Annotated in this window: 27 protein-coding genes and 1 tRNA gene; 6 read left to right on the top strand and 22 right to left on the bottom strand. The window is 65.8% G+C overall.

The window, feature by feature from the left end; translation table 11 throughout:
- Positions 1-53 precede the first annotated feature (53 nt).
- Positions 54-2,702, bottom strand: coding sequence for a cyanophycin synthetase (gene cphA / locus J5T34_RS03975; protein WP_208578703.1), 2,649 nt, complete (start codon positions 2,700-2,702; stop codon positions 54-56).
- Positions 2,703-3,098: 396 nt separating this feature from the next.
- On the opposite strand from cphA, the gene J5T34_RS03970 reads away from it, so the two are divergent.
- The 3 genes from J5T34_RS03970 to J5T34_RS03960 all read left to right on the top strand — a co-directional run bounded on the left by J5T34_RS03970 (position 3,099) and on the right by J5T34_RS03960 (position 6,526).
- Positions 3,099-5,348, top strand: a complete 2,250-nt coding sequence (locus tag J5T34_RS03970) for an ABC transporter ATP-binding protein (RefSeq protein WP_244258693.1) — start codon at positions 3,099-3,101, stop codon at positions 5,346-5,348.
- Positions 5,349-5,360: 12 nt separating this feature from the next.
- Positions 5,361-5,855 (top strand): DUF1854 domain-containing protein, encoded by a 495-nt coding sequence (locus J5T34_RS03965; protein WP_208578701.1) that lies wholly within the window; start codon positions 5,361-5,363, stop codon positions 5,853-5,855.
- A gap of 143 nt (positions 5,856-5,998) precedes the next feature.
- Positions 5,999-6,526, top strand: a complete 528-nt coding sequence (locus J5T34_RS03960) for an RcnB family protein (protein ID WP_244258685.1) — start codon at positions 5,999-6,001, stop codon at positions 6,524-6,526.
- A 173-nt stretch (positions 6,527-6,699) separates the two neighbouring features.
- On the opposite strand, the gene J5T34_RS03955 is transcribed toward J5T34_RS03960, so the two are convergent.
- Entirely contained in the window at positions 6,700-8,514 is a 1,815-nt protein-coding gene (locus J5T34_RS03955; RefSeq protein WP_208578732.1) for a DEAD/DEAH box helicase, read from the bottom strand.
- A 978-nt stretch (positions 8,515-9,492) separates the two neighbouring features.
- Between J5T34_RS03955 and J5T34_RS03950 the strand changes: the two genes are divergently transcribed.
- From J5T34_RS03950 to J5T34_RS03940, 3 genes are all read left to right on the top strand, one after another.
- Positions 9,493-9,567, top strand: a tRNA-Arg gene (locus tag J5T34_RS03950).
- Between the two features lie 219 nt (positions 9,568-9,786).
- Positions 9,787-10,740, top strand: a complete 954-nt coding sequence (locus J5T34_RS03945) for a tyrosine-type recombinase/integrase (protein WP_244258684.1) — start codon at positions 9,787-9,789, stop codon at positions 10,738-10,740.
- A 17-nt stretch (positions 10,741-10,757) separates the two neighbouring features.
- Positions 10,758-11,333, top strand: a complete 576-nt coding sequence (locus J5T34_RS03940; protein ID WP_208578700.1) for a hypothetical protein — start codon at positions 10,758-10,760, stop codon at positions 11,331-11,333.
- Positions 11,334-11,357: 24 nt separating this feature from the next.
- Here J5T34_RS03940 and J5T34_RS03935 read toward each other — a convergent pair whose 3' ends face one another.
- The 20 genes from J5T34_RS03935 to J5T34_RS03840 all read right to left on the bottom strand — a co-directional run bounded on the left by J5T34_RS03935 (position 11,358) and on the right by J5T34_RS03840 (position 22,394).
- Positions 11,358-11,651, bottom strand: a complete 294-nt coding sequence (locus J5T34_RS03935; RefSeq protein WP_208578699.1) for a hypothetical protein — start codon at positions 11,649-11,651, stop codon at positions 11,358-11,360.
- Between the two features lie 57 nt (positions 11,652-11,708).
- Positions 11,709-12,758, bottom strand: a complete 1,050-nt coding sequence (locus J5T34_RS03930) for a DNA-methyltransferase (RefSeq protein WP_208578698.1) — start codon at positions 12,756-12,758, stop codon at positions 11,709-11,711.
- Positions 12,751-13,695, bottom strand: coding sequence for a phage Gp37/Gp68 family protein (locus J5T34_RS03925; protein ID WP_208578697.1), 945 nt, complete (start codon positions 13,693-13,695; stop codon positions 12,751-12,753). Before J5T34_RS03925 ends, J5T34_RS03930 begins: the two co-directional genes overlap by 8 nt.
- A complete protein-coding gene (locus J5T34_RS03920; RefSeq protein WP_208578696.1) occupies positions 13,688-13,969 on the bottom strand; it encodes a hypothetical protein in 282 nt (93 codons plus the stop codon). The genes J5T34_RS03925 and J5T34_RS03920 overlap by 8 nt, the downstream gene beginning before the upstream one ends.
- Entirely contained in the window at positions 13,969-15,228 is a 1,260-nt protein-coding gene (locus tag J5T34_RS03915; protein WP_208578695.1) for a hypothetical protein, read from the bottom strand. The genes J5T34_RS03920 and J5T34_RS03915 overlap by 1 nt, the downstream gene beginning before the upstream one ends.
- 1 nt (position 15,229) lies before the next feature.
- Positions 15,230-15,541, bottom strand: a complete 312-nt coding sequence (locus J5T34_RS03910) for a hypothetical protein (RefSeq protein WP_208578694.1) — start codon at positions 15,539-15,541, stop codon at positions 15,230-15,232.
- Positions 15,542-15,549: 8 nt separating this feature from the next.
- A complete protein-coding gene (locus tag J5T34_RS03905) occupies positions 15,550-15,960 on the bottom strand; it encodes a hypothetical protein (protein ID WP_208578693.1) in 411 nt (136 codons plus the stop codon).
- 195 nt (positions 15,961-16,155) lie between these two features.
- The gene (locus J5T34_RS03900; protein ID WP_208578692.1) at positions 16,156-16,659 is read right to left on the bottom strand and encodes a hypothetical protein; all 504 of its coding nucleotides are present in this window, start codon (positions 16,657-16,659) and stop codon (positions 16,156-16,158) included.
- A gap of 58 nt (positions 16,660-16,717) precedes the next feature.
- Positions 16,718-17,536, bottom strand: a complete 819-nt coding sequence (locus J5T34_RS03895) for a hypothetical protein (RefSeq protein WP_208578691.1) — start codon at positions 17,534-17,536, stop codon at positions 16,718-16,720.
- 22 nt (positions 17,537-17,558) lie between these two features.
- Entirely contained in the window at positions 17,559-18,143 is a 585-nt protein-coding gene (locus J5T34_RS03890) for a PD-(D/E)XK nuclease family protein (RefSeq protein WP_208578690.1), read from the bottom strand.
- Positions 18,143-19,111: a phage recombination protein Bet gene (bet, locus tag J5T34_RS03885; RefSeq protein ID WP_208578689.1), complete on the bottom strand. Its 969-nt coding sequence runs from the start codon at positions 19,109-19,111 to the stop codon at positions 18,143-18,145. The genes J5T34_RS03890 and bet overlap by 1 nt, the downstream gene beginning before the upstream one ends.
- A 35-nt stretch (positions 19,112-19,146) precedes the next feature.
- Positions 19,147-19,410, bottom strand: coding sequence for a KTSC domain-containing protein (locus J5T34_RS03880; protein WP_208578688.1), 264 nt, complete (start codon positions 19,408-19,410; stop codon positions 19,147-19,149).
- Positions 19,411-19,431: 21 nt separating this feature from the next.
- Positions 19,432-19,614, bottom strand: coding sequence for a hypothetical protein (locus tag J5T34_RS03875; protein WP_208578687.1), 183 nt, complete (start codon positions 19,612-19,614; stop codon positions 19,432-19,434).
- A complete protein-coding gene (locus J5T34_RS03870; RefSeq protein WP_208578686.1) occupies positions 19,611-19,760 on the bottom strand; it encodes a hypothetical protein in 150 nt (49 codons plus the stop codon). The genes J5T34_RS03875 and J5T34_RS03870 overlap by 4 nt, the downstream gene beginning before the upstream one ends.
- 112 nt (positions 19,761-19,872) lie before the next feature.
- Positions 19,873-20,091, bottom strand: a complete 219-nt coding sequence (locus tag J5T34_RS03865; RefSeq protein WP_208578685.1) for a hypothetical protein — start codon at positions 20,089-20,091, stop codon at positions 19,873-19,875.
- 24 nt (positions 20,092-20,115) lie between these two features.
- Positions 20,116-20,451, bottom strand: coding sequence for a hypothetical protein (locus tag J5T34_RS03860; protein WP_208578684.1), 336 nt, complete (start codon positions 20,449-20,451; stop codon positions 20,116-20,118).
- A 177-nt stretch (positions 20,452-20,628) separates the two neighbouring features.
- A complete protein-coding gene (locus tag J5T34_RS03855; protein ID WP_208578683.1) occupies positions 20,629-20,808 on the bottom strand; it encodes a hypothetical protein in 180 nt (59 codons plus the stop codon).
- Positions 20,809-20,984: 176 nt separating this feature from the next.
- The gene (locus J5T34_RS03850; protein ID WP_208578682.1) at positions 20,985-21,188 is read right to left on the bottom strand and encodes a hypothetical protein; all 204 of its coding nucleotides are present in this window, start codon (positions 21,186-21,188) and stop codon (positions 20,985-20,987) included.
- A complete protein-coding gene (locus J5T34_RS03845; protein WP_208578681.1) occupies positions 21,185-21,553 on the bottom strand; it encodes a hypothetical protein in 369 nt (122 codons plus the stop codon). The genes J5T34_RS03850 and J5T34_RS03845 overlap by 4 nt, the downstream gene beginning before the upstream one ends.
- 64 nt (positions 21,554-21,617) lie before the next feature.
- On the bottom strand, positions 21,618-22,394 hold the full coding sequence (locus J5T34_RS03840) for a S24 family peptidase (RefSeq protein WP_208578680.1): 777 nt from the start codon (positions 22,392-22,394) through the stop codon (positions 21,618-21,620).
- Positions 22,395-22,425 lie beyond the last annotated feature (31 nt).

Genomic DNA, 22,425 nt, shown 5'->3' with positions numbered 1-22,425 from the left:
TCAGGGTTTCAGAGCCTCGGAGCCTTGGACCTTTGACTATCGATGCCAGCCGGTCAACCGCGCCGGGCCGGCTGGCCCAGCCAATGGTGGACCTGGTCCAGCGTGGTGCCGATGTCCGCTTCGTCGGCCTGCAGCACCAGCAGATCGCCCGCCACCAGCTGCGACAGCGCGGCCTCGACGGCCTCGCGCCGGCTGCCCTGGTCGATGATCTTGTTGACGCGGCGGCCTTCGTACAGTCCCTTCTTCAGCAGCGCGCGCGCCTCGCTGTCGGGCAGCTTGCGCGTGACGCTGCGGTCTTCGCACAGGAACACGCGATCGAAGGCGGCGCCCAGTGCCTTGCCCTGGTCCACCAGGTCGGCATCGCGGCGGTCGACGCCGGCGCCGAACACGGCCAGCCGGCGTTCGGACGGGAAGCGGTCCAGCGCCTTTGCCAGTGCCTCCAGCGCCGGCGCGTTGTGCGCGTCGTCGACGATCACGGTGGCGCCGTTGCGCTCGAACAAGGTGAAGCGGCCCGGCACGTCGAGCTGGCCGACATCGAAGGTCATCACGCCGGCGCGGATCAGCTCGTGCGAGATGCCGAGCGCCCACGCCGTGGCGACCGCCGCCAGCACGTTTTCGATCTGAAAGCCGACGCGGCCGGCATAGGTCAGCGGGATCGCCGTGACGTCGGCCAGCGGCATCTCGCTGTTGCCGGTGGCCAGCACGATGCGGCCGTCGCGTACGTAGACCGCGCGCTTGCCGGCGGCACGGTGCTGCGCGATCGCCGGCAGCTCGGCGTTGCCGCCGAAGAAGATCACGTCGCCGTCGCACAGCTCGGCCATTTCGACCACCAGCGGGTCGCGGGCGTTGAGCACCGCGGCGCCGTGCTTGAGCACGACGTCGACCTGGGTGCGCAACACGCTGTACATCTTGTCGGCGTCTTCGATGTAGTACTGGCCGAGGTGGTCGGGGGTATCGATATTCGTGACCACGCCGACCAGGCAGCGGTCGTAGGCCAGGCCCTCGGACAGCATCGTGCCGCTGTCGTTCTCGAACACGGCGGCCTCGACCGCACGGTTCTTCAGGACGCGAGTGGCGGCCTCCCAGTTGGCGCAGTCGCCGCCTTCCACCAGCCGCCGATCCAGATAGAGGCCGTCGCTGCAGGCAAGGCCCGTATGGCGTCCGGACAGCTGCAGCAGGCGCGCGACCAGCTTGGCCACCACGGTCTTGCCGTTGGTGCCGGTGATGCCGACCACGGGAATGCGGCCGTCGTCGGCCGGTGCGTCGCCGTCCGCCGCGGGCGGGAACAGATGATCGACGATGGCGCGGCCCACCGGACGCGGTTTGCCGGCGGCCGGCTTCAGGTGCATCAGCAGGCCGGGACCGGCATTGACCTCGACGATCGCGCCGCCTTGTTCGGCCAGTGGGCGCGAGATGTCTTCGGCCACGAGGTCGATGCCGGCGATATCGAGCCCGACCACGCGCGCCGCCAGCGCGGCATGCGCGGCGACGCTCGGATGGACGCGATCGGTGACGTCGAACGCCACGTTGCCGTTGCGCTGGATCAGCACATGGCGGCCCTCGGGCGGCACCGACTCCGCGGTGAAACCCTGGCGCTTCAGTTCGAGGCGGGCGGCCGAGTCCAGCCGCACCTTGTTCAGCGGATGGTCCTCGGTGTTGCCGCGGCGTGGGTCGCAGTTGATCTGCAGGTCGATCAGTTCGTCGATGGTCGACTTGCCGTCGCCCACCACGCTCGCCGATTCGCCCATCGCCGCCGCCACCAGCCGGCCGCCGACCACCAGCAGGCGGTGCTCGTTGCCGGGCACGAAGCGCTCGACGATCACGCCGCTGCCTTCCTCGATCGCAACGCCATAGGCGGTCTGCACTTCCTCGCGGCTGATCAGGTTGGTAAAGACGCCACGGCCGTGGTTGCCGTCGTAGGGCTTGACCACCACCGGCACGCCGATTTCCTCGGCGGCCTCCCAGGCGTCGTCGGCGCTGGTCACCAGCCGGCCCTCGGGCACCGGCACGCCGCACGATTCGAGCAGCGACTTGGTCAGGTCCTTGTCGCGCGAAATGCTTTCGGCGATGGCGCTGGTGCGGTCGGTCTCGGCGGTCCAGATGCGGCGCTGACGGGCGCCGTGGCCCAGCTGCACCAGATTGCTGTCGGACAGACGCAGCGCCGGAATGCGGCGGTCGTCGGCGGCATAGACGATGCACGCCGTGCTCGGGCCGAGCCAGTGGCGATCGATCAGACGGCGCAGTTCGTCGACCGCCTCGTCGACGTCGAACGGGCGGTCCTCGATCGCGGCCATCACCAGATCGCGCGCCAGGAACAGCGCGGCACGCGCCACCCGTTCATCCCAGGCGGTGACCACCACCTTGTAGACGCCCCGCACCGGCGTCTCGCGCGCCTTGCCGAAGCCGCCGGGCAGGCCGGCCAGGCTTTGCAGCTCCAGCGTCACGTGCTCCATGATGTGCGCGGGCCAGGTGCCTTCCTTCAGCCGCTGCAGGAAGCCGCCGCGCTCGCCGATGCTGCACCGGTGCTCGATCAGCGACGGCAGCCAGGCCGAGAGGCGCTCATAGAAGCCCGGAATCTTGTTGGAGGGGTATTCCTCCAGTTCTCCGATATCGACCCACGCCTCCAGCACCGGCCCATATGTCCACATATTGGGGCCGCGCAGCGACATGACATCGAATATCTCAATGTCCTTTTTCTTCATTGAATTAGCTTGAGGCATGGGCGATGCGCCCGTGGGGCGGAAGTCTAACCTTTCAGTAACGTTACAGCGTAGACCTGGTTGACTTCCCGACGAAAAAGCGTTTGTGCGCCGCGACAGACGCGTTGGCTTCGATGTGGCTTATGTATACTTGCGCCGCGCTTGCGCCGATCCATCCTGTGACATATCGGCATCCCGGCAGCGCCCGCCATTTTTATTTGTATCAAGACATGTCGTTTCGACCGTCTGCCGACTGCTTGCGCCATGCTCGCGCAGCCCGACAAAACGACGCCCGCTGTGCCGACCATGACCCTAGCCGCTACCTCCGTATCATCGACCTCCACGCTGCCTGACCCCTGGCGCGTCTCGCTGGAGGCCGAACTCGGCCCCCGCCAGGGCATGCCCGGTGAAACGGTGCTGGCCTGGCTGGAGGTCGATCTCGACCGGCGGCTGCATTTTACAGAAGGCGTGGTGGTTGTCACCGACCGCCGCGTGCTGGCCAGAGAGGGCGGGCAGGACGGGCAGGGCGGCTGGCGGCAATGGCCGATCGGCGCCGACCTGACGCTGCACCATGGCGATCATGCCGGGGTCGGCACGCTGGAACTGCAGGACCGCAGCGGCCGGCTGGCGGCCTGGCACTACACGCTCGGCAACAATCCCGCCGCGCTGCGCCTGCTGGATACGTTCAACGCCCAGCGCGACCGGCTCGCCGCCGGCGGGGCCGCGCGAGAGGCGATCGAGGTGGAGGGCGTCTGCCCGACCTGCCGCGCGCCGCTGCCGCCGGGCGAGGACGAATGCCCGCAATGCAGCCGCGAACTGGAGACGCCGCCGTCGACCTGGGCGCTGCTGCGGCTGTGGCGCTTCGCGCGGCCGTACCGGCTTCAGCTGCTCGCCGGCTTCGTGCTGACGCTGCTGTCCACCGGCGCCACGCTGGTGCCGCCGTACCTGACGATGCCGCTGATGGACAAGGTGCTGATCCCCTACCAGAACGGCGTACCGATCGACTACGGCCTGGTGCGGCTCTATCTGGGCGGACTGCTGGGCGCGGCGCTGGTCGCATGGAGCCTGGGCTGGGCGCGCACCTATCTGCTGGCGCGGGTGTCCGAGCGGATCGGCGCGGACCTGCGCACGACCACCTATGAGCACCTGCTGAAGCTGTCGCTCGAGTATTTCGGCGGCAAGCGCACCGGCGACCTGATGGCGCGCATCGGCAACGAGAGCGACCGCATCTGCGTCTTCCTGTCGCTGCACCTGCTGGACTTCTTCACCGATGTGCTGATGATCGTGATGACCGCAGTCATCCTGATCTCGATCAACCCCTGGCTCGCGCTGGTCACGCTGGTGCCGCTGCCGTTCATTGCCTGGATGATCCATCAGGTCCGCGACCGGCTGCGTCATGGGTTCGAGAAGATCGACCGCAACTGGTCGGAGATCACCAACGTGCTGGCCGACACCATTCCGGGCATCCGCGTGGTCAAGGCCTTCGCGCAGGAGCGCCGCGAGGTCGAACGCTTCCGCGAGGCCAACCGCCACAATCTGGCGATCAACGATCGGGTCAATGCGGTGTGGTCGCTGTTTACGCCGACCGTGACGCTGCTGACCGAAGTGGGCCTGCTGGTGGTCTGGATCTTCGGCATCTGGCAGGTCTCGCGCAATGCCATCACGGTCGGCGTGCTGGTTGCCTTCCTGACCTACATCAGCCGCTTCTACACGCGGCTCGACTCGATGAGCCGGATCGTCTCGGTCACGCAGAAGGCCGCGGCCGGCGCCAAGCGGATCTTCGACATCCTCGACCACGTATCGAGCGTGCCGGAACCGGCGCGGCCGACGGCGCTGCCGCAGGTCAGCGGCGCCATCGAGCTGCGCGATATCGGCTTTCGCTACGGCAGCCGCGCGGTGATCCGCGGCCTGGACCTGCAGATCCGTCCCGGCGAGATGATCGGCCTGGTCGGCCATAGCGGCTCGGGCAAGAGCACGCTGGTCAATCTGATCTGCCGCTTCTATGACGTGTCGGAAGGCGCGATCCGCGTCGACGGCGTCGATATCCGTTCGCTGGCGGTGGCCGACTACCGCCGCCACATCGGCCTGGTGCTGCAGGAACCGTTCCTGTTCTTCGGCACCATCGCCGAGAACATCGCCTATGGGCGCCCCAATGCGACCCGCGCCGAGATCATCGCCGCGGCGCGCGCCGCGCATGCGCACGAGTTCATCCTGCGGCTGCCGCACGGCTACGACTCGCTGGTCGGCGAACGCGGCCAGGCACTGTCGGGCGGCGAGCGCCAGCGCATCTCGATCGCGCGGGCGCTGCTGATCGATCCGCGCATCCTGATCCTCGACGAAGCGACCTCGTCGGTCGATACCGCCACCGAGAAGGAAATCCAGAAGGCGCTCGACAACCTGGTGCAGGGCCGCACCACGATCGCGATCGCGCACCGGCTGTCGACGCTGCGCAAGGCCGACCGTCTGGTGGTGATGGACCGCGGCCGCATCGTCGAGGTGGGCCCGCACGACGAGCTGATGGCACGCGAAGGCGCCTACTACAGGCTGTACCAGGCGCAGGCGCGCAATGTCGATACGGATCCGGACGATCCGGTCGAGGTCACCACCGTCGCTCCCCATGTCACGGCCAGCGCCGTCGTCGCGCAATAAGGAAGTCCGATCATGCAAGCAAGCGAATCGACGACTGCAGTCACCTTTCCGTTCACGCTGTCGCGCAATCCATTCGGCCGTCTCGTGATGACGACCGCGGACGGCGGCGTGCATGAAGGCGTGGTGGCCGTGCGCGCGTTCCCGATCACCGCGCCGGACGATGGCATCGCACTGGTCAGCGCCGATGGCCACGAGCTGGCCTGGATCGAACGGCTGGAGGATCTGCCGGCCGACACCCGCGCGATCGTCGAGGAAGAGCTGGCCGGGCGCGAGTTCATGCCCGAGATCCGCCGCATCGTCAGCGTGTCGACCTTTGCCACGCCGAGCACCTGGGAGGTCGAGACCGATCGCGGCCCGACGCGCCTCGTGCTGCGCGGCGAGGAGGATATCCGCCGGCTCGCGGGCAGCACGCTGCTGATCTCCGACAGTCACGGCATCCACTATCTGATCCGCAGCCTGCAGTCGCTCGACAAGGCCAGCCGCAAGCTGATCGACCGCTTCCTGTAGCGGCGCGGGCGATGTCGGCGTCGCCTTGCACCGCTGCGGCTCTTGCGCCGCACAAGCGAAATATCCAGATACAAAGCTGCGTTGCCGCCTCGCGCCGCCGGGTGTAACTTGCCATCGCTGTCCCAACCAACAAGGAGATCTCGATGAAGAGGAACCACATGTTGATGGGTTTGCTGGTGGCCGCAGGCGTGCTCGGTTCATCGGTCGGCCTGGCGCAATCCAGCTCCGGCGGCGGCTCGGCCGGTGCCGGCGGGTACGGCGCAGGAGCGGGGGACCAGCCCGGGTCCCAGCGGGGCGGCTCCCAGATGGGTGGGCCGCAGACGGGCGGCCCGGACACGGGTAGCTCGCAGATGGGCGGCTCGCAGCGGGGTGGCTCGCAGATGGGCGGTCCATCGGGACGGACCGCTCAACCGGGCGAGCGCGCCACGCCGTCGGCTATGCCCGGCGGTCCGGGGCCTTCGGCTTCGCCGTATGCCTATGCACCGGGGCAATGGAAAAAGGGCGATCGCTTGCCGACTGCCTATCGCGACCGTCAGTACGTGATCGACGACTGGCGCTCGTTCCAGCTGGAACGCCCGCCGAAGGGGCACCAATGGGTCGGTATCGGCAATGAGTTCCTGCTGGTTTCGACTCGCAACGGCACCATCGCCCGCGTCGTGACGGGGCAATAACGCGCAATCGGCGCGACACGCCTCCGTTGCAATACACGACCCGCGCAGCGTGAGGACGCTGACGCGGGTTTTTGTCTGGGTCTTGGCCAACGAAAAAAAGGACGTCCGAAGACGTCCTTTCTTTTTTGGTCCGGGGCTCAGCCCCGGACCGGCTTATACCGGCTTACACCGGCTTAACGCGAGAAGCGCGACCGAGCCTGGCCCGGGCGCTGGCCGCCGTAGCCGCCGCCACCGTTGCCGCCATGGCGATTGCCGAAGCCGCCGCGGTTGCCGTCGCCGAAGCTGCGGGCACCGTCGCGATTGCCGCCACGATTGCCATCGCGATCGCCGAAGCTGCGCTCGGCAGGCTTGCGGTCGCCGAAGGGGCGGTCGCCATATTGACGGTCGCCGAAGCTGCGCTCGCCGAACGGGCGATTGCCGTTGCCGCCGCCGTTACCGCCGGCGTTGCCGTAGCTGCGGGTTTCGCCGCCGAAGCTGCGCGGGGCCTGCTCGCGGTCGCCGCGATAGCCGCCGCTGTTGCCGCCGCCGTTGCCGTAGCCACGCGATTCGCCGCCGCCGAACTTGCGCTCGCCGCCGCGATAGCCGCCGCCGCTACCCGGGCGACCGCCGCCGCCCGGCTTGCCGCCGAAACCGGCGCGCGGCTTGGGCGTACGGCGCGGTTCCAGACCCTCGATCACCGACGCGGTGATGCGATTGTTGGTGAAGCGCTCGATCCGCTTCCACTGGAAGGCATCGTTGTGGTTGACCAGGTTGATCGCCACGCCCGAGCGGCCCGCGCGGCCGGTACGGCCGATACGGTGCACATAGTCCTCGGCCTGCTTGGGCAGATCGAAGTTCACCACGTGGGTGATATCGGGCACGTCGATGCCGCGGGCCGCCACGTCGGTGGCCACCAGCACGCGCAGATTGCCGCGGCGCAGGGCCGTCAGCGTGCGATTGCGCGCGCCCTGGGTCATGTCGCCGTGCAGTGCGCCGGCGGCAAAACCGGTGTCGGACAGGCGCTCGGCCAGCGAATCGGCATCGCGCTTGGTCGCGGTGAACACGATCGCCTGCTTGAGCGACGCGTCGCGCAGCAGATGGTCGAGCAGACGCTCCTTGTGCGACATGTCGTCGGTGAAGTGCAGGCGCTGCTCGATATTGCTCTGATCGGCGCGCGCGGCGGCGATCTCGATGCGCTGCGGGTCACGCAGCTGGCGCGCGGCCAGTTGCGCGATGCGGCCGTCCACCGTGGCCGAGAACATCAGCGTCTGGCGGGTGGCCGGCGTCGCCGCGACGATCGCGTCGATGTCGTCGGAGAAGCCCATGTCCAGCATGCGGTCGGCTTCGTCGAACACCAGCATGTCCAGCTGCGACAGGTCGATGCGGCCGGCGTCGATATGGTCGAGCAGACGGCCCGGCGTTGCCACCAGGATGTCCGGCATCTTCGACAGCATCGCCAGCTGCTTCGGATAGGGCATGCCGCCCAGAATGCTCGCGCAGATGATGCGGCGCAGATGGCGGCCGTACTTGGCGGCGGCCTCGGTCACCTGCAGCGCCAGTTCGCGGGTCGGCGTCAGCACCAGCAGCGACGGCTGGGCCGCTGCCGGGCGGGGACGCTTGCCCTTCATGCGCTTGACGGGCTCGTCGGCGCGCGGGCGGTTCGGCGCCGGACGCTCGGAAATGCGCTGGATCGCCGGCAGCATGAAGGCTGCGGTCTTGCCCGAGCCGGTCTGGCTGGATACCAGCAGGTCGCGGCCGGCCAGGAAGGCCGGGATCGCTTGTGCCTGCACCGGCGTCGGCACGGTGTAGTTCGCTTCGGCGAGGGCGCGCAGGATCGCGGCGTCCAGGCCGAGCGCGGCGAAGCCGTCGGCTGCCGAGGGGGCGGCTTCCGGGGCTTCCCGCGGGTCGAGGATCGCCTGCAGGCGGTCCAGCGGGCTCGCTACGTTGGTGTTGGAAATATCGTTGGCGGAGGCAATAGGCTGCTCCGCACGGAATTCGTGCTGGGTCATGTCGTAAGGGTCTTGATGCATGGCACCCCCGCCGTCAGGCAGAAGGGTGGGCGCAGTGCAAAGTCTTAAAAAGGCTTCGGCGCCAATCGGAAGGCCGTGACGACAGACTCAGCTGGCAGTACGGCGGCAGGCAGGGGGCAACCGGTGCAAGACCGGAAGCCGGGTCCCTGGCAGGCAAACAGCGACGAGGCTGTTCAACAGGATCGGAGACGAGGCGGCGTCAAGTGAGATGGCGTTCTGGCAAGCGGCGGGTGGTCGAAACCTTGATACGAACGACCGGAAAACCGAGCGACAGAGCTTGGGAGCGGAAGCGGCATCGCCTCTGGCCCATGGGGCTGGTCGGCGCATGACACTCGCATTGCGAACTCACGGGGCGCATTCTAGCAGAACCCGCAAAATCTTGCTGCACTGCGAAAACATGATCCGCAAGCGCCTTCGGCCGGACATCGGCAGCGGCGCCCGCGGCGCCCGGGCGGTCGTGTCTTGCATCCCGAAACCCCCGCCCTATACTCGCAGTGTCGACACCACGTGCCGGCACGGATGCGGACAACCTCCCACCCGATGGCCGTCTTCAGCGAGTGCCTCGCTGTTCGCCCTCGGCATCTCCGCAATGCACGCCAGCGCCTTCTTCCTCCGACTGTCCGGGTGGTCCGGATGGGCGGCCGCGACATCGGCGGAACCATGAGGAAGAGGACCTGTACCGTGGCTTGTGGCGATGCCGTCAGCGTCGACCCAGACTGCCCGGCCCGTCCGCAGCCAGCCCGCCAGGACATTGGCGGGCTTTTCATTTGGGCGGCGGCTGGCGCCGCGACACGGCCGCTCGCGCGAAATCGCACATTTGCGGATGCCGCCGCGATGCTCGGCGCCAAGTGACTTTGCTATACTCCGCCCCTGCCTCGGCCGCTGGCCGGGCGCGCGGTTTCACCGGCTCAGCGGTGGCCGCATCCCAGGGCGTCCCGAGCGATGCCCGGCTATCCGCTCGCCGTAGTTCAATGGATAGAACGAGCGCCTCCTAAGCGCTAGATACAGGTTCGATTCCTGTCGGCGGGACCACCCCTACCTTTAGCATCCCCGAGCCTAGCCGGACTTTCCCCTGCAAGCCTTGTAGAATCACGCTCTGCGGGCGATTCGTGCGTGAGCGTTCCTGAACCTTTCCGGGCATGTTTTAACGCGCCGTCACGCCAGAATCACGCCATTGGCGTGAAGCCAAGAAACGGGGATGGGATGGCAAGTTATCGGAAGCGCGGCGCTAGTTGGCGCGCTGAGATTATGATGAGGGGCGTCAGGGCGTCGGAAACCTTCAAGACGAAGGCCGAGGCGGTGGCCTGGGCGACCGCTGAAGAGGCGAAGATCATGGCCGGCAAGGTGACCGCGGATCATACAGTGGCCGACCTGCTGCGCCGGTACGTCACCTTGGTCTCGCCGAAAAAGTCCCCTCGCGCCGCACGCTGGGAGCACAACCGCGTCGAGGCGCTGATCCGGGACGAGCCGAAGCTGGCTGAAAAGAAGCTGATCGACGTGCGCACTGCCGACTGGGCAGCGTGGCGCGACAAGCGGCTCAAGGAGGTGGCCGGGAGCACCGTCGCGCGCGACCTTAATCTGTTCTCGGCCTGCTTCATGACGGCGAAGCGGGAATGGGGCTGGATTCACGAGAGCCCAATCAGCGGCGTCTCGCGGCCGAAGGAAGAGCAGCCACGCTCGCGTCGGCCCGAGCAGGCAGAGATCGATCGCATCTGCCACGCGCTGGGTTACGACGAGAACGAGACGCCGGCGACGGCCACGGCGCGCTGCGGAGCTGCATACCTGTTCGCCATCGAGACCGCCATGCGCGCCGGCGAGATCGTCGGCATGCGGCCCGAGCACGTGTACAGGGACAAGCGCTATGTCCACTTGCCTAAGACGAAGAACGGCACGGCGAGGTCGGTGCCGCTGTCATCGCGCGCGCTGCGCATCATCGATCAGCTGCAACCGCTGTGGGATCAGTTCGAGGGGACGGTGTTCGGGCTAACGAGCGCGCAGCTCGACGCGCTGTTCCGGAAGGCGAGGGACAAGGCGGGGGTGGTGGGCCTGACTTTCCACGACTCGCGGCGGGAGGGCCTGACCCGGCTGGCCAAGAAGTTCAACGTGATGGAGCTCGCGAAGATCAGCGGCCACCGCGATCTCCGCATTCTGCAGAACGTGTACTACGCGCCAACGGCCGAGGATCTGGCCGCCAAGCTGGATTAGGCGCGGGGGGAATGCAAATGAAGGTTCTCTGGACGTCGTGTGTGTTGTTGTTCTTGGTCGCGCTGCTCCGATACCCGCCGGGAAGCAGCGAGGCCATGGCGGCTTGGGCTCAAGCAGTGGCTTCCGTGGCCGCGATCTACTGGGCGGGACGATTGGCGCGCGAGGAAATGGCGAAGCAGGAGGCGGCGCAACGCGAAGCCGAGCGCAGCGCGCGCGTGCAGCGAACTAGATCGTTCATCGCGCTTGCTGAAGTCGCTCTTGAGGAGTTGGGGAACGCGAGGAAATCGACGATGACCTCAGAGGACTATTTCGCCGAATACGCGGCAGACATATACGAGCCTCGCGTTTTCCGCAGCCTGGCCAATGCATTGGAAGCCTATCCCGCTCACGAGCTACCCGACCCAAAATCCGTCGGCACTGCGCAGAGATTGCGTGACGCGTTCATGCAGGCGGAGAAGACCGTACAGCTGTGGGTCGACAGTGTCTTGAAGAACCACCCCGAGGAAGATCGGTATCGATACCTGATCCAAGAACTTCATGAGTACATCGAGAAGCAGGTAAAAGCCCTTAGGAAGCAAGCTGACGCGCTTTGACCGCGCAGCACATTGGCATGCCAGTCAAGCAGCAGCACGGCGCCGGCGTGGCGCGGCTTCCTTGTGCGACTCGACCCATTCGATGACCTCGCATGCCTTCCACATCGGCTTGCCAACGCCAGTCTCACCGGCCGGCAGTCGGATCGCCGGCGGGAAGCTCGGCAGGCTCACCACGCGCTGGCGCACCACGTCGGGATTGCGGTTCAGGTACGTGGCAATCATCTCAATATTCCACAGTCTGATAGACAGCGGTACGGCAGGCTGCATGCGCTCCTTGAGGGCATCGGCGAGTTGGTCGATCAATTCAGCGGTTTCCATGGTCTTCGAATTTCCAATGCTTGCGGGTCAATTTGATGTTGTGTGCTGCGGCGTTTGTTATGCCGCTGTCAGTTCAAGCCCGGGCTGGCGCGTGCGCTCCGTCTGCAGGGCGATGTAGTCGGGATTGAGTTCGGCACCAATCCAGCGACGGCCGAGGCGCTGCGCAACGCTGGCCACCGTGCCCGAACCCATGAACGGATCGAACACGATGTCGCCTGGTCGACTGCCGGCCAGGATGCAGGGCTCGACCAGCGCTTCGGGAAAGGTGGCGAAGTGAGCAGCAGCGTAGGCCTGCGTTGAAATCGTCCACACCGATCGACGATTGGCACCTGCCTTCGGCTCGTAGTCACCGGAAGCAGCCTTTCCCTTCTCGCGGCCAGCAGGATGGAAGGGGCCGTGCGCACCTGGCCCGGTGTTCCAGCCGTCGGGAGCCTTGTATCGGTCCCGGCGCTTGTACTCCATCGTGTCGAAGCTCTGCGCCTTGGTCTCGGCGCTGTACGGCGTCCGGATCGCGTCCTGGTCGAAGAAGTACCGCTCGCTCTTCGTCATGAGAAACAGGTACTCGTGCGCCTTCGTGCACCGATCGCGTACGCTCTCCGGCATCGGATTGGGCTTGTGCCAGATGATGTCCTGGCGCAGCCACCAGCCGGCGTCCTGAAGCGCGAAGGCCAGGCGCCAAGGTTGGCCGACCAGGTCCTTAGGCTTGAGTCCTTCGACACGCACGTCGCTGCGTGGGATCGGTGCGTCGTCACGGCGACGGCTGGCCGTCATTGCTTTGGAGGCCTCTGCCTGATTGTGCCGCGTGCCGCGGAGCGAGCCCGTCTCGGGGCCGGCGCGGCTACCCGCATAGCTGTCCCCCATGTTCAGCCAAAGTGTGCCGTCGTCGGCCAGCAGCTTGCGGCACAGGTCGAAGACCTCCACCATGTTGTCGAGGAATTCCCGCAAGGTGCCCTCTAGGCCGAGCTGACCGTCGACGCCATAGTCGCGTAGCCCCCAGTATGGCGGGCTGGTGACGATGCACTGGACGCGCACGCCGGCCGCGATTAGGGCGCGCATGACGGAGCGGCAGTCGCCCTGATAGCAGTGGTCGACGTTCGCATTAGCCATGGTGCTCAACCTCCGGGAATCCGTCGTGCTGCGTACCGTCGAGTCGTCGGCCGCTGGCTTTCTTGCCGAAGCGCTCCATAAGCTGCGACGATGGGCCACGTTGCGCGGCGACCCACGCTTCGTGGCCGAAGACCGTTCGGCTGGCGACTAACGTGCCAACAGGCCAATCCGGAACCGTCTCGCGCGTAGCTCCAGGCGCCCATTCACCCCATTGCTTGAACAGGAACGGCACGCCGGCGGCCGCGCATTGATCGCGCAGCGACCGGGCCCAATCGGGGTGCATCGGTCGCGCGCCCGGGCCGCTCTCGCCGCCGACGATTACCCAGTCGATGAAACGCCGGCCGTGTTGCGACGTGCCTTCGATGGGCTCTACCAGACGCTGGTCGAGCGTCACTGGCCCAAGCAGCGGCTCCATGCTCAGGAAGCGCACCCGCGCCGGCACGGCCAGCAGCTTGGGTATGTCCCGGTCGGCTTCTTCCTGGTTGACGATGGTGGCGCCCAGCCAGACGTTGGTCGGCAGGCCTCCGCCCGTGACGTGTTCAGGCAGCAGGGCGCGCACGTTGCCAATTCGCTTCGTAAGCAGCAGCCAGTCCAGGGCCGGTGTGGCTTGGATCAACGAGAACAGGTCCGCGCGCCACTGCGGATCTACCGCGTTGTCGAACACGTCAGCCAGGCTGGCGCAGAACACACGCTGACGGCGGCCGTGCTCGGCCATAAAAGCGCCTGCGTTGTCGTTCCAGGCCAGCGGCTTGCGCCAGTTGCTGGGGCTGGTGCGGCGCCGTGGTGCGCCCGGTCCCCAGTTGATGGCCGTGCCGCCGGCGAAGCGCGCGTTGCGCGTCTCCGCGTAGCAGTGGTCGCAGCCCGGCCCGACCTTCTGGCAGCCTTCCCAGGGATTAAAGGTGTGGTCGGTCCATTCGATCGAGCTGTTCTCAGCCATGGTTGCGCTCCCCCTCTGCCGCTTGCGAGGCGACACGTCTGGCGCGGTATTGCGGCACCGATTCACCGGTCACCGTGAACGTCTGCTCTTGGCCGTCCTCGCCGCGCACGATGACGGTTTTTTCGCCCCCGCCGACGATGGTGTATTCCGCGCTCCATGCATCCTCCCCAGCGGCCCATTCCTCCGCAGCCATTTCGGCATCGACGGCCTCAAACTGCCGCCCGTCCTCGAAGCTACTGCCGTGTTCCGGGCACCAGACTGTGAACTTTTCCATCACTCCCCCTCCTTCGACGCGGCGAGGGCGGCATCAATTCGTTGCAACAGGTCGTGGTCCGCTGCCGTGTTGCTTTCCTCCCATCGCTGCTCCACGGCGTCGCGGGCTTCACGCAGCAGCGCGATCAGCCCCTGCGCCCCGGTAGCGGCTTGCGGCGGCTCTACACCACCGCTTGCCGCCAGCCCTTCCATTTCTGCGAACCGATCTTCGTCCAGTAGGTCAGTGAGGCGCGCCATCATCTTCTGGATTGTGCGGCGCAGACGGTGGTTCTCCACGTCAAGACATTCGACCTGCTCACGGGCATCCTGCCCCGTCCCTGCGGCGGGCGCGGCGAGTAGGGTGCGGATGTCCATGAGGAACCGCTTGGACACTTCGACATGGTTCGACCACATTGGGTCGGCGATCATGTCTTCGAGGCGGCCCAGAACGTGGGCACGATCCACCCCGCGCGCTTCCTCGGAGGGCTGCTCGGCCAGTTGCTTGCCGATCTGCCAGTACTCGGTCAGCCAATGCCCTTGCGGCGGCTCCTTGATGCCCATGCGGCCGAATGCGATCGCACCGTCGATGGCGAAACGCGCATCCTGGTGCGCAACTTCATCCACCCCGCGCGCTTCCTCGGCGGGCTCCTCGAAACTGACATTGCCGGCCAATCCGCCGCCGTAGTGGATCATCGTTTCGGCCTGCTGCGCGCTCGGCTGCGGGGCAGCACCGACGGTCGTTTCGCAGAGAAGGCGATACACGCTGCCGCACTTCGGGCAGGCCGCGCGCATGGTCCCGGTTTGCGCGCACCCGGGGCAAACATCCTCCTTCGGAGCCGGACCAGTCCAGTCACAATTCGAGCAGCATTCGTCCTGCGAGTGCGCGTCGTTGATGCCGGTGTGACCGCAGCGACCACATTCGCGGCACTCGACATACGCCACCGGCTCCCCGCTCGGCGCGGCGCGGGATAGCAGGGCCTCGCGGGCCGCAATAGCGAAGTCACCGAGGCGAACGAGATTGGATTCGGTCAATGCGCCATTAGCGCCAGAGCCGACGATGCCGGCGAGGCTCGCCCACGCCTCTATCTGCTCCCGTGTGACCTCATCCGTCAGCCCCGCCGCCTGCGCTGGCGGCTGCTGCGCGAGGGCGGTGAGCAGATGGGCCCGGCCAGCCTCCCATCCGTCGAGGGCATCCTGATAGCCCATCGTCCGGTGCTGCGATTCTTCGTAGAACCACCTCCGGAACGCTTCACGCTCGGCTTGCTGCTGCTGTTCTTCCATGTCACTCATCCTTGATCGAGGCGAGAAAGGCCGCCATCGGCCCGAACTTCACCCACCGCGAAATCGGCCAGTGCGGGTTCTTCACCGCGGCGCGCTTCACCTCGCGTGCCAGCTTCTCAAGCTGCGCGAGCTGCAGCGCCTGGACGGCGTGCGCCTGGTTCGCGATCTCGGCGCGTTCCTCTGCCGCCTGCAGCCGCTGGCGTAGCTCCGCGTTCTCGCGCTTGAGCGCTGTCGAGTCGCGCGCGAGGTCGACGATATCGGCCTGCAGTCGCATCTGCGCGCGCGAGAGTGGGGTACCGATGGGCCAGTTCATGGTCCGGCCTACTTCGTCGTATCGATGTGAATCTGGACGGACCAGCTCGACTTCAGGCTGCCGATCAGACCGTCAACCACGGCCTGGGCGAGCTTGCCGTGCTGGTTCTTCAGCTGCTTCTCGATCTGCTCGCGGATCTTCGGCCGCATCTGCTCCGCCATCTCGGCAATGGTCTCGCGCGCGATTTTCTGGATAGCGTTCCGCGACACCACTTCGGCGAGCAGATGGGTGTTCTCGTAGCTGCTGTTGCTTGTGAAGCCGCTCGCATTCACCTTCGCGGTGAGGGCTTGGTGCACTGCCTTCTCTACCAACGCCGTACCGTCGCCCAACGACGCGGTGATGGCCGTTGCGACTGCTGCTTTGATGTACGGCTCGAGGATCGAGTTGGGAATGGGGAACTGCATGTTCTCGTTGGACATGGTGGTCTCGCTCTGTCGGGTGGGCCGCCTGCGACTTCCTGCCAATCAGTTGGAGTCGTCGCACGCTGTTTTTCGGGACTCGGCGTTGTCCCGCCGCAGGTGGCCCGTTGAAGGGTGGGGTACTCGCTGCGTCCGCGTCCCTGATACTCGCCGGTGCGTGCGCGCTACGCGGCATCCGCTTTCCCCCGTTGATCGTTACGCTGCCTCCTGCAGAGGCTCGGGCTCGTCGTGCCGCAGGCTCATGTGCACTTCCTGGCCGAGCAGGGACAGCAGCTTCGCAGCGGTCTTCTCGTCGGGATGGACCTGTGCGCGGAAGTTGACGAACACGGTGCCGCCTTCCTGGAAGTCGAACTGCAGCTTGTTGATGCGCGCTTCGTCGAGCACGATGTCGTCGGCCGCGCGCACGCCGTTGTGAACGGTCAGCACGTGGTGCTCCCAGTCGCCGGCCCACTTCACGGGGCCGATGCTCGGGTGCTTGAGGTTCGGCAGGTAGCCGGGGTCGGTCACCAGGTCGCCCTGCACGGACTCGTCCTTGTGGTAGAAGCTCGCCTTCAACATGGGCGAGAACAGCGACAGGACGTCGTTGGACAGCCGCGCTTGCAGCTTCAGGTCGACGGCCAGCACTGGCTCGTCGCCGTGCTTCTCGTTGCGCGTGTTGATGTGGGTGATCTTCACCAGTTCTTGTTCGAGTTCGAGCATGGGCGGCTCCTGTGGAATAGAAAGGGCCGGGGTGCTGCGCCGGCCAAGGGGGATTCGGTCAGGCGGCGCGGGCGGACATCACCGCGTCGGGGTAGGCCTCGACGCCCGGGATGCGCATGGCTTCCTTCTGCGCCTTGGCGAGCTGGTTCAGCGCCGACTGGTTGATGTCGACCAGGTGCTGGTGCTCCGGGTGCTCGGCGATGAAGCGGATCAGCGCCATCTTGTCGACACAGCGCGCCTTCCAGTTCTGGCGGGTCGACAGGCCGGTCACCTTCGGCGCCGCAGTGGCCACCGGTACCGGCGCAGCAGTCACGAGCTCAGCGGCGGTGGCGATCTGCTGCGCCTGCTCGGCGCCGGCGGCTGCGGTGCGCTCCGCTTCGGCCTTCAGTTCTTCGGCCTTCTGTTGGTCGCCCGCGGCGGCAGCCGCTGCTGCCTCGCGGGCAATGCGCTCGGCTTCCTCGCGCGCGGCGCGCTCGGCTTCCCGTGCTTCGGCCTCGATGCGCTCGCGTTCCTTCCGGGCGGCTTCGTCGGCGGCGCGCCTGGCCTCGTCAGCCTTGCGCTGCTGCTCGCGGTCGTAGGCGAGCAGGGCGCCCTTGAGCGTCGCCTCGGCCGACTCGAGGTATTCCTTCGGCGCGCGGAACAGGTCGTTCACGGCCCGCAGCGCCTGATTCAGCGGGCCGGTGATCGACGTGCGCTGATCTTCGACCTGCTTCATCAGCGCCTTGACGCCCTTCAGATCGTCGCTGGCGAGCTGGTACATGGTAGGGCTGTCGATGACGTAGCCCTGCGCGCTCTGCAGCGCCTTCTGCGCCTTGCCGGCCAGCACGACGGCGGCGCTGGCGTCATAGGCGATCGTGCCTTGGGTATTGGTGGTCATGGTGGTGTTCTCCAGGCCGCGATCAGGCGGCGTGCTTGTTGCGGTAGCGGTGCAGGGTCAGGCAGGACAGGAAGACGGCCCAGTCCTCGGAACCGGTCATCGGGTGCAGGCGGTAGGTGCCGTCGTCGCGCAGCTCGACCGCATAGCGGCCCTGCACGCGCCGGCCGGTCCCGTGCTCGACGGCGTTTTTGTAGGCGGCCAGCTGCGGGCCGTAGCTCGGGTACATCGCGCCGGTCTTGATGTCGAGCACGCAGAGCTTGCCGTCCATCACCACCAGGCGGTCGTAGGTGCCGGCGTAACGGTGCACCGGGTGAAAGACGCGGTGCTCGAGGCCAACGATCTCGAACGGCTTCTCCGCGCGCAGGCGAATCCACGCGTCGAGGTAGGGCTGCACCACCGCGGCCACGGTCGATTCGTCGAGTTCGCCGCGGTCGTGCAGCTCGGTCGCAGCGTGGACGGCGGTGCCGAGGTCGCGCTTGTACTGCAGAGTCGCCGGCGGGATCATCGACAGGTCGTTCAGCGGCGCCAGGATCTGCGTCACGCTCGGGATGACCGTGCCGCCGACGGTGTAGGTGTGCGACGCCGCATCGAATTGCAGGTCGGACATCAGCAGTTCTCCCGGATGTAGTCCTGGAAGGCGGTGAAGCCGTCGCGCGTCAGGCCATCGAGCGATGCCGGCACAGACAGGCACAGCGTGGCGATCGCATCTTCGATCGCGATTTCGGCGCCGGCCAGCTTGTTTCGGATCCACTGCTTCTCGCCATCGGTGACGGCGTCATCGAGCTCCGCGGCTGTCGCGGCAGCCGGCGCCTGCGCCGGAACGGGGGCGGCCTGGCGCTGCACTGGCTCGCCTTGGGCGACGCGCTGCGCAGGCATGTCGATGGGGCGAGCCTCCTGCTGCTGGATCTGCCGTGGCCGCGCCTGTGGCATCTGGACCGCCGGCGCGGCATTGCCGACCACCTCGGCGGTGCCCATGTCGCGTTCTACGATGCGGGCCGCTTCGTCCTCGTCGTAGATGCCGGCGAAGCCGAAGGCGATACGCGAGCCTTGAATGAGCGCCTTGTGGCGGAGCATCCGTTTCGTGTGGCTCTGCCATGGGCCGGGAATTCGCTTCTCGCCGCGGGGCTCTTGGTAGGTCTCGTCGAGGTATTCCCGGATGATGGTCGGCTTCTCGCGGTCCTTGCGATGGATGATCACCTCGCACCATGTCGGGCACGGCTTGGCGCCGGCGTTGGTGACGAACTCATCGGCATAGCGGAACTCGATGCCGTTCAGCGCCGGATGCTCGTTGATGATCCGTGCCCAGCCGTCGACCGAGACCACAGGGACGATCGCGCCCTTGTCGTTGTAGGCGTAGATCTCCTTCGTGAAGGGGTTCAGCTTGTACTGGTCGGCGACGATCAGCAGCGCGGCCATCTGCTCGTCCGTGATCGGCGCATCGTTGCGCTGACGGAAGGCGGTGGCCTTGAGCGTGTTCATTAGCTTGTTTGGCTCGATGCTGTATCGCTCGGCAAACTTGGTGACGAGCGATTGCCGCTGTGGGGCAGTGGGGCGCTCGGCGACGGCGGTGGTCATGTAGGTCTCCAGGCAGGAAAGTTGAGCGGGATGGTTCAGGCGGCCGGCGCCGACTCGACCTTCACGTACGGGTACTTGTCGGCGAACGGCTTGATATGCTTGTAGAAGTGCGAGCCGATCGACTCGGCGTCGCGGAACGCCGCGAAGTCGTCGGCGCTCACGTTGCGGTAGTGGTAGAGCGAAGTCGGCGCGCCGTCCTTGCTCTTGAAGCGGATGGCCAGCGTCGAGCTGGCGGGGTCGTGGCCGATGCTGTGGATCTGCGACGAGTCGACAGCGTCCATTGCGATGGTGGTGGTCATGGTTCTCTCTAGGTGGTGAAATCAGGCGCCGGCGCGCAAGGCGACAGCGAGGTACCAGAGCAAGCCGATGCCAACGCCGTACACCGCGACCAAGAGCCAGTCGGTGAGGTCGTATTCGGGCTCGACCTGCAGCTCAGCCTTGGAGCCACACGCGTAGCGCAACGAGCGGTGGACCTGGTAGTCGGTGGTGGTGTCGTCGATCACAGGTAGGCCCTCACGATGTCGATGACGTTGGCCAGCAGCAGCGCGCCGATGACCAGCCACGTTGCCGCGCGCAGCCGGCGCAGGTTCTTGGCCTGGCGCTCGCGCATGGCTCTGAAGTCGTGGATGTCGATCACGGCCGGGCTCACGGCAGCACGTTGGCGATCTCATGCGCGGCGCAAACCACGGCGAAGATGGCCATCACGTAGCAAAGGATCAGGTTGTTGCGGCGCTGGACGGCGCGCAGATCGTCGTCGGACATCACAGGGTCTCCAGGTAGTTGCGGCACAGGGATTCGATGGCGCCGCGGTCGTAGTTGCGGTCGCCGAGCTTTGCCAAGTCATTGCTTCCGGCGAAGCGGGCATAGACACCGCGCACGGCGATGTGCCCTTGGTCGAGCTCGAAGTCGACGGTCAGCTCGTAGTCGGGGCTGATGGCCGGACCGTCGTCGCACTCGCGGGTGAAGGCGTAGCGGCTCATGGCTGCTGCTCGTTGGACGCGTGATCAGGCGATCGCGCCGTTGCGCGACAGCAGGGAATCGGGCAGGGAACGGATGTGCATGGCGCGCAGAGCGAGCGCTTCGTGCTCGTCGGCGGCCGCGGCTTCGTCGATCAGGGCGACGTGGTGGCGGGTGTCACGCTCGTACTGCTGCAGTAGCTCGCGCGCCATGGAAAGCAGTGCCGCGTCGCTCAGGTCGCCGCGCAGCACCAGGCCGGCCACGGGTGCCATGTAGGCGCCGGCCTCGATGTCGTTCTCGTTGGCGAAGTTCAGCGGGTCACGCCGAACCTGCTCTGCGACTTCGATTTGGGCGTCGGTGAAATGGTTGTTGCGGGTTGGCATCGCTGACTCCATCAGGTGGTGCGTCGATGGAGTCATTAAACAACACGTTTAACATGATGTCAAACAAAATGTTTAATTGCGCTCTGGCGTGCGTGCGAGGGGTGGGAAGCAGAAGCGAGAAGCGCACACACAAACAAAAAAAGCCCGCCGGAGGCGGGCTTCTCGATGTTCTCTGGGCTACTGACCTGGCGCTAGGTTCCGGATCGCTCCGATGATGGCAGGGAGTGCCGGAAGCAGTTGGGCCAGAAAAACGGCACCAACCACCCACATGATGATGGCCGATTTTGCGTCCGCTATGTCGGCCTTTGTGGCGTAGTTGGACTTGACCACCGCGAGGTCTGTTTTGACCGCGGTCATAGACTCCTCGAGGGCTTTCAGCCGAGATTCCATAGGGCCATCATCACGCCGAGGGGCGCCGTTGTCAATTGGCGGTCGAGGAGGCGGGTCCCCGCCGGCGAGAGTTACGCCAACTAGACGGAGCGCATCTCTAGTCTCGTCAAGCTGGCGAAGATATGCATCTGCGGAGGGCGCGGTCATTTGGCGTCCTTCACTAGTCTCTGTATTGCTGAAACGCTCTCGTTAAGGTGTGTGAGAGCCTCATTCATCTTCTCATGCAAGGCCGCCTCATCGTCGAATTTCTGTTTCTTTGCGATGTAAACGACTTGGTACTGCAATGCGGTGACCATTTTTTGGAGAGCGATGACTGACCGTGTCAGTGCACTGATGTCGTCGGTCATTGCGTAGCTCGCGGCACGTAGGCGGTGGTTGGCGTCTGATCTGGCGCTCCGTACGAGCATCCCTTCTGCGCGGCTACCGCCTGAAGCTGGGCCGATCGATCCGTTGCGCTCTTCATGGCGCTGTCCTTTTCCATGAGATTCCCGATCCCGAAGTCACCTAGGAAGGACAGAACCGAGCGGCCGTCGAACTCGCTTTCCTTGTTGACGTGCTCGATAAAGCCCTGAACCTTGGCTTGCTCGAGCTGGATTTCCCGGCAGGACATGGTCCGTTTCTCGTAGTCGGTCAGGGTTCCCTGGCGACCGTAATTTTTCGTGGCGCACCCCGTGGCGGTCAATGCGGCGAGGGCTGCGGCGATGATCCGCATAGCTTCTCCCATTCGTTGTTCTTTGTGATGCAGTACGCGGCACTTGCGCTCGATAGCATGTGCGTCACAGGCGGATCTTGATTTTGCGCGCTGGGACGGGGTGAGCAATGTAGTACATCCAACTGATCTCTTCTCGCGCGTAGGTGAGAACGGCCGGATCGTTGTAACTCCCGAGTCGAACTCCATGGCGCCTTGATAAGAGTCGCTTGATCATCGTCTCACCCGTCGCCAGCCTCACAAGCACGTCGTCTTCGAGCTCCGGTTCAGTCCCTGGCTCCACCAGCGCGAACTCGCCAGGATTGAAGCGAGGCACCATCGACGTCCCGACGACCGGCACAAGAAACGCCTGGGGGTCGGCACTGGCAATTTCCGCGTATTGATCTGTTGCGCCCACTGGGTAATCACCATCCGTCCATATCCGGTCGGGAAGGCCGCCCTGCGCCTTGCCCACGACATAGACACAGCGGAACTTCATGGCGTCCGCCGGGTAGGTGAGAGGCGTCGGGCTAGCTGCCGACGATTCATTGTAAGCACCTGTTGAATTTTGCCGGTCCCCTCCATCCGTAGGGTGGGCAACAGGTGTGGCCGTCATGGGCAGCTCACCGGTTTGCAGCCAAGTCGCACTGCAGCCGATCTTTTCTTGGGCCTGGATCATCCCGGCTTTGGACATGCCGCGGCGCTCCCAGTTGTTGATCGTCTGGGGCGAAGCGTTGAGGCAGTTCGCTACCTCCGTAGGCGTCTTCAATCCGCGGAGCAATTCCGCTGCCTCGTAGAGGCGGACCATGGTCGCGTGCATGGCGCGGATGGTCTCACAGGTAAACGTTTCGTTGATAAACGTCATGTTTGCGTTTCGCATAAACATAGTGTTTAAT

It is taken from the genome of Cupriavidus gilardii (assembly GCF_017598945.1).
Classification (GTDB): Bacteria; Pseudomonadota; Gammaproteobacteria; order Burkholderiales; family Burkholderiaceae; genus Cupriavidus; species Cupriavidus gilardii_E.
Note: the sequence above shows the minus strand (reverse complement) of the source record. Positions and strands in the feature narration are given on the sequence as shown.

Bases quoted from the DNA above. Each gene is read 5' to 3' on its own strand.
- J5T34_RS03940 (WP_208578700.1), top strand. From the start codon at position 10,758: ATGAAGGTTCTCTGGACGTCGTGTGTGTTGTTGTTCTTGGTCGCGCTG.
- J5T34_RS03860 (WP_208578684.1), bottom strand. From the start codon at position 20,451: ATGCCAACCCGCAACAACCATTTCACCGACGCCCAAATCGAAGTCGCA.
- J5T34_RS03960 (WP_244258685.1), top strand. From the start codon at position 5,999: ATGAAGAGGAACCACATGTTGATGGGTTTGCTGGTGGCCGCAGGCGTG.
- J5T34_RS03865 (WP_208578685.1), bottom strand. From the start codon at position 20,091: ATGAGCCGCTACGCCTTCACCCGCGAGTGCGACGACGGTCCGGCCATC.
- bet (WP_208578689.1), bottom strand. From the start codon at position 19,111: ATGACCACCGCCGTCGCCGAGCGCCCCACTGCCCCACAGCGGCAATCG.
- J5T34_RS03880 (WP_208578688.1), bottom strand. From the start codon at position 19,410: ATGACCACCACCATCGCAATGGACGCTGTCGACTCGTCGCAGATCCAC.
- cphA (WP_208578703.1), bottom strand. From the start codon at position 2,702: ATGAAGAAAAAGGACATTGAGATATTCGATGTCATGTCGCTGCGCGGC.
- J5T34_RS03970 (WP_244258693.1), top strand. From the start codon at position 3,099: ATGCCCGGTGAAACGGTGCTGGCCTGGCTGGAGGTCGATCTCGACCGG.
- J5T34_RS03895 (WP_208578691.1), bottom strand. From the start codon at position 17,536: ATGACCACCAATACCCAAGGCACGATCGCCTATGACGCCAGCGCCGCC.
- J5T34_RS03945 (WP_244258684.1), top strand. From the start codon at position 9,787: ATGAGGGGCGTCAGGGCGTCGGAAACCTTCAAGACGAAGGCCGAGGCG.
- J5T34_RS03965 (WP_208578701.1), top strand. From the start codon at position 5,361: ATGCAAGCAAGCGAATCGACGACTGCAGTCACCTTTCCGTTCACGCTG.
- J5T34_RS03890 (WP_208578690.1), bottom strand. From the start codon at position 18,143: ATGTCCGACCTGCAATTCGATGCGGCGTCGCACACCTACACCGTCGGC.
- J5T34_RS03930 (WP_208578698.1), bottom strand. From the start codon at position 12,758: ATGGCTAATGCGAACGTCGACCACTGCTATCAGGGCGACTGCCGCTCC.
- J5T34_RS03915 (WP_208578695.1), bottom strand. From the start codon at position 15,228: ATGGAAGAACAGCAGCAGCAAGCCGAGCGTGAAGCGTTCCGGAGGTGG.
- J5T34_RS03905 (WP_208578693.1), bottom strand. From the start codon at position 15,960: ATGTCCAACGAGAACATGCAGTTCCCCATTCCCAACTCGATCCTCGAG.
- J5T34_RS03925 (WP_208578697.1), bottom strand. From the start codon at position 13,695: ATGGCTGAGAACAGCTCGATCGAATGGACCGACCACACCTTTAATCCC.
- J5T34_RS03935 (WP_208578699.1), bottom strand. From the start codon at position 11,651: ATGGAAACCGCTGAATTGATCGACCAACTCGCCGATGCCCTCAAGGAG.
- J5T34_RS03855 (WP_208578683.1), bottom strand. From the start codon at position 20,808: ATGACCGCGGTCAAAACAGACCTCGCGGTGGTCAAGTCCAACTACGCC.
- J5T34_RS03920 (WP_208578696.1), bottom strand. From the start codon at position 13,969: ATGGAAAAGTTCACAGTCTGGTGCCCGGAACACGGCAGTAGCTTCGAG.
- J5T34_RS03850 (WP_208578682.1), bottom strand. From the start codon at position 21,188: ATGACCGACGACATCAGTGCACTGACACGGTCAGTCATCGCTCTCCAA.
- J5T34_RS03910 (WP_208578694.1), bottom strand. From the start codon at position 15,541: ATGAACTGGCCCATCGGTACCCCACTCTCGCGCGCGCAGATGCGACTG.
- J5T34_RS03900 (WP_208578692.1), bottom strand. From the start codon at position 16,659: ATGCTCGAACTCGAACAAGAACTGGTGAAGATCACCCACATCAACACG.
- J5T34_RS03955 (WP_208578732.1), bottom strand. From the start codon at position 8,514: ATGACCCAGCACGAATTCCGTGCGGAGCAGCCTATTGCCTCCGCCAAC.
- J5T34_RS03840 (WP_208578680.1), bottom strand. From the start codon at position 22,394: ATGACGTTTATCAACGAAACGTTTACCTGTGAGACCATCCGCGCCATG.
- J5T34_RS03845 (WP_208578681.1), bottom strand. From the start codon at position 21,553: ATGCGGATCATCGCCGCAGCCCTCGCCGCATTGACCGCCACGGGGTGC.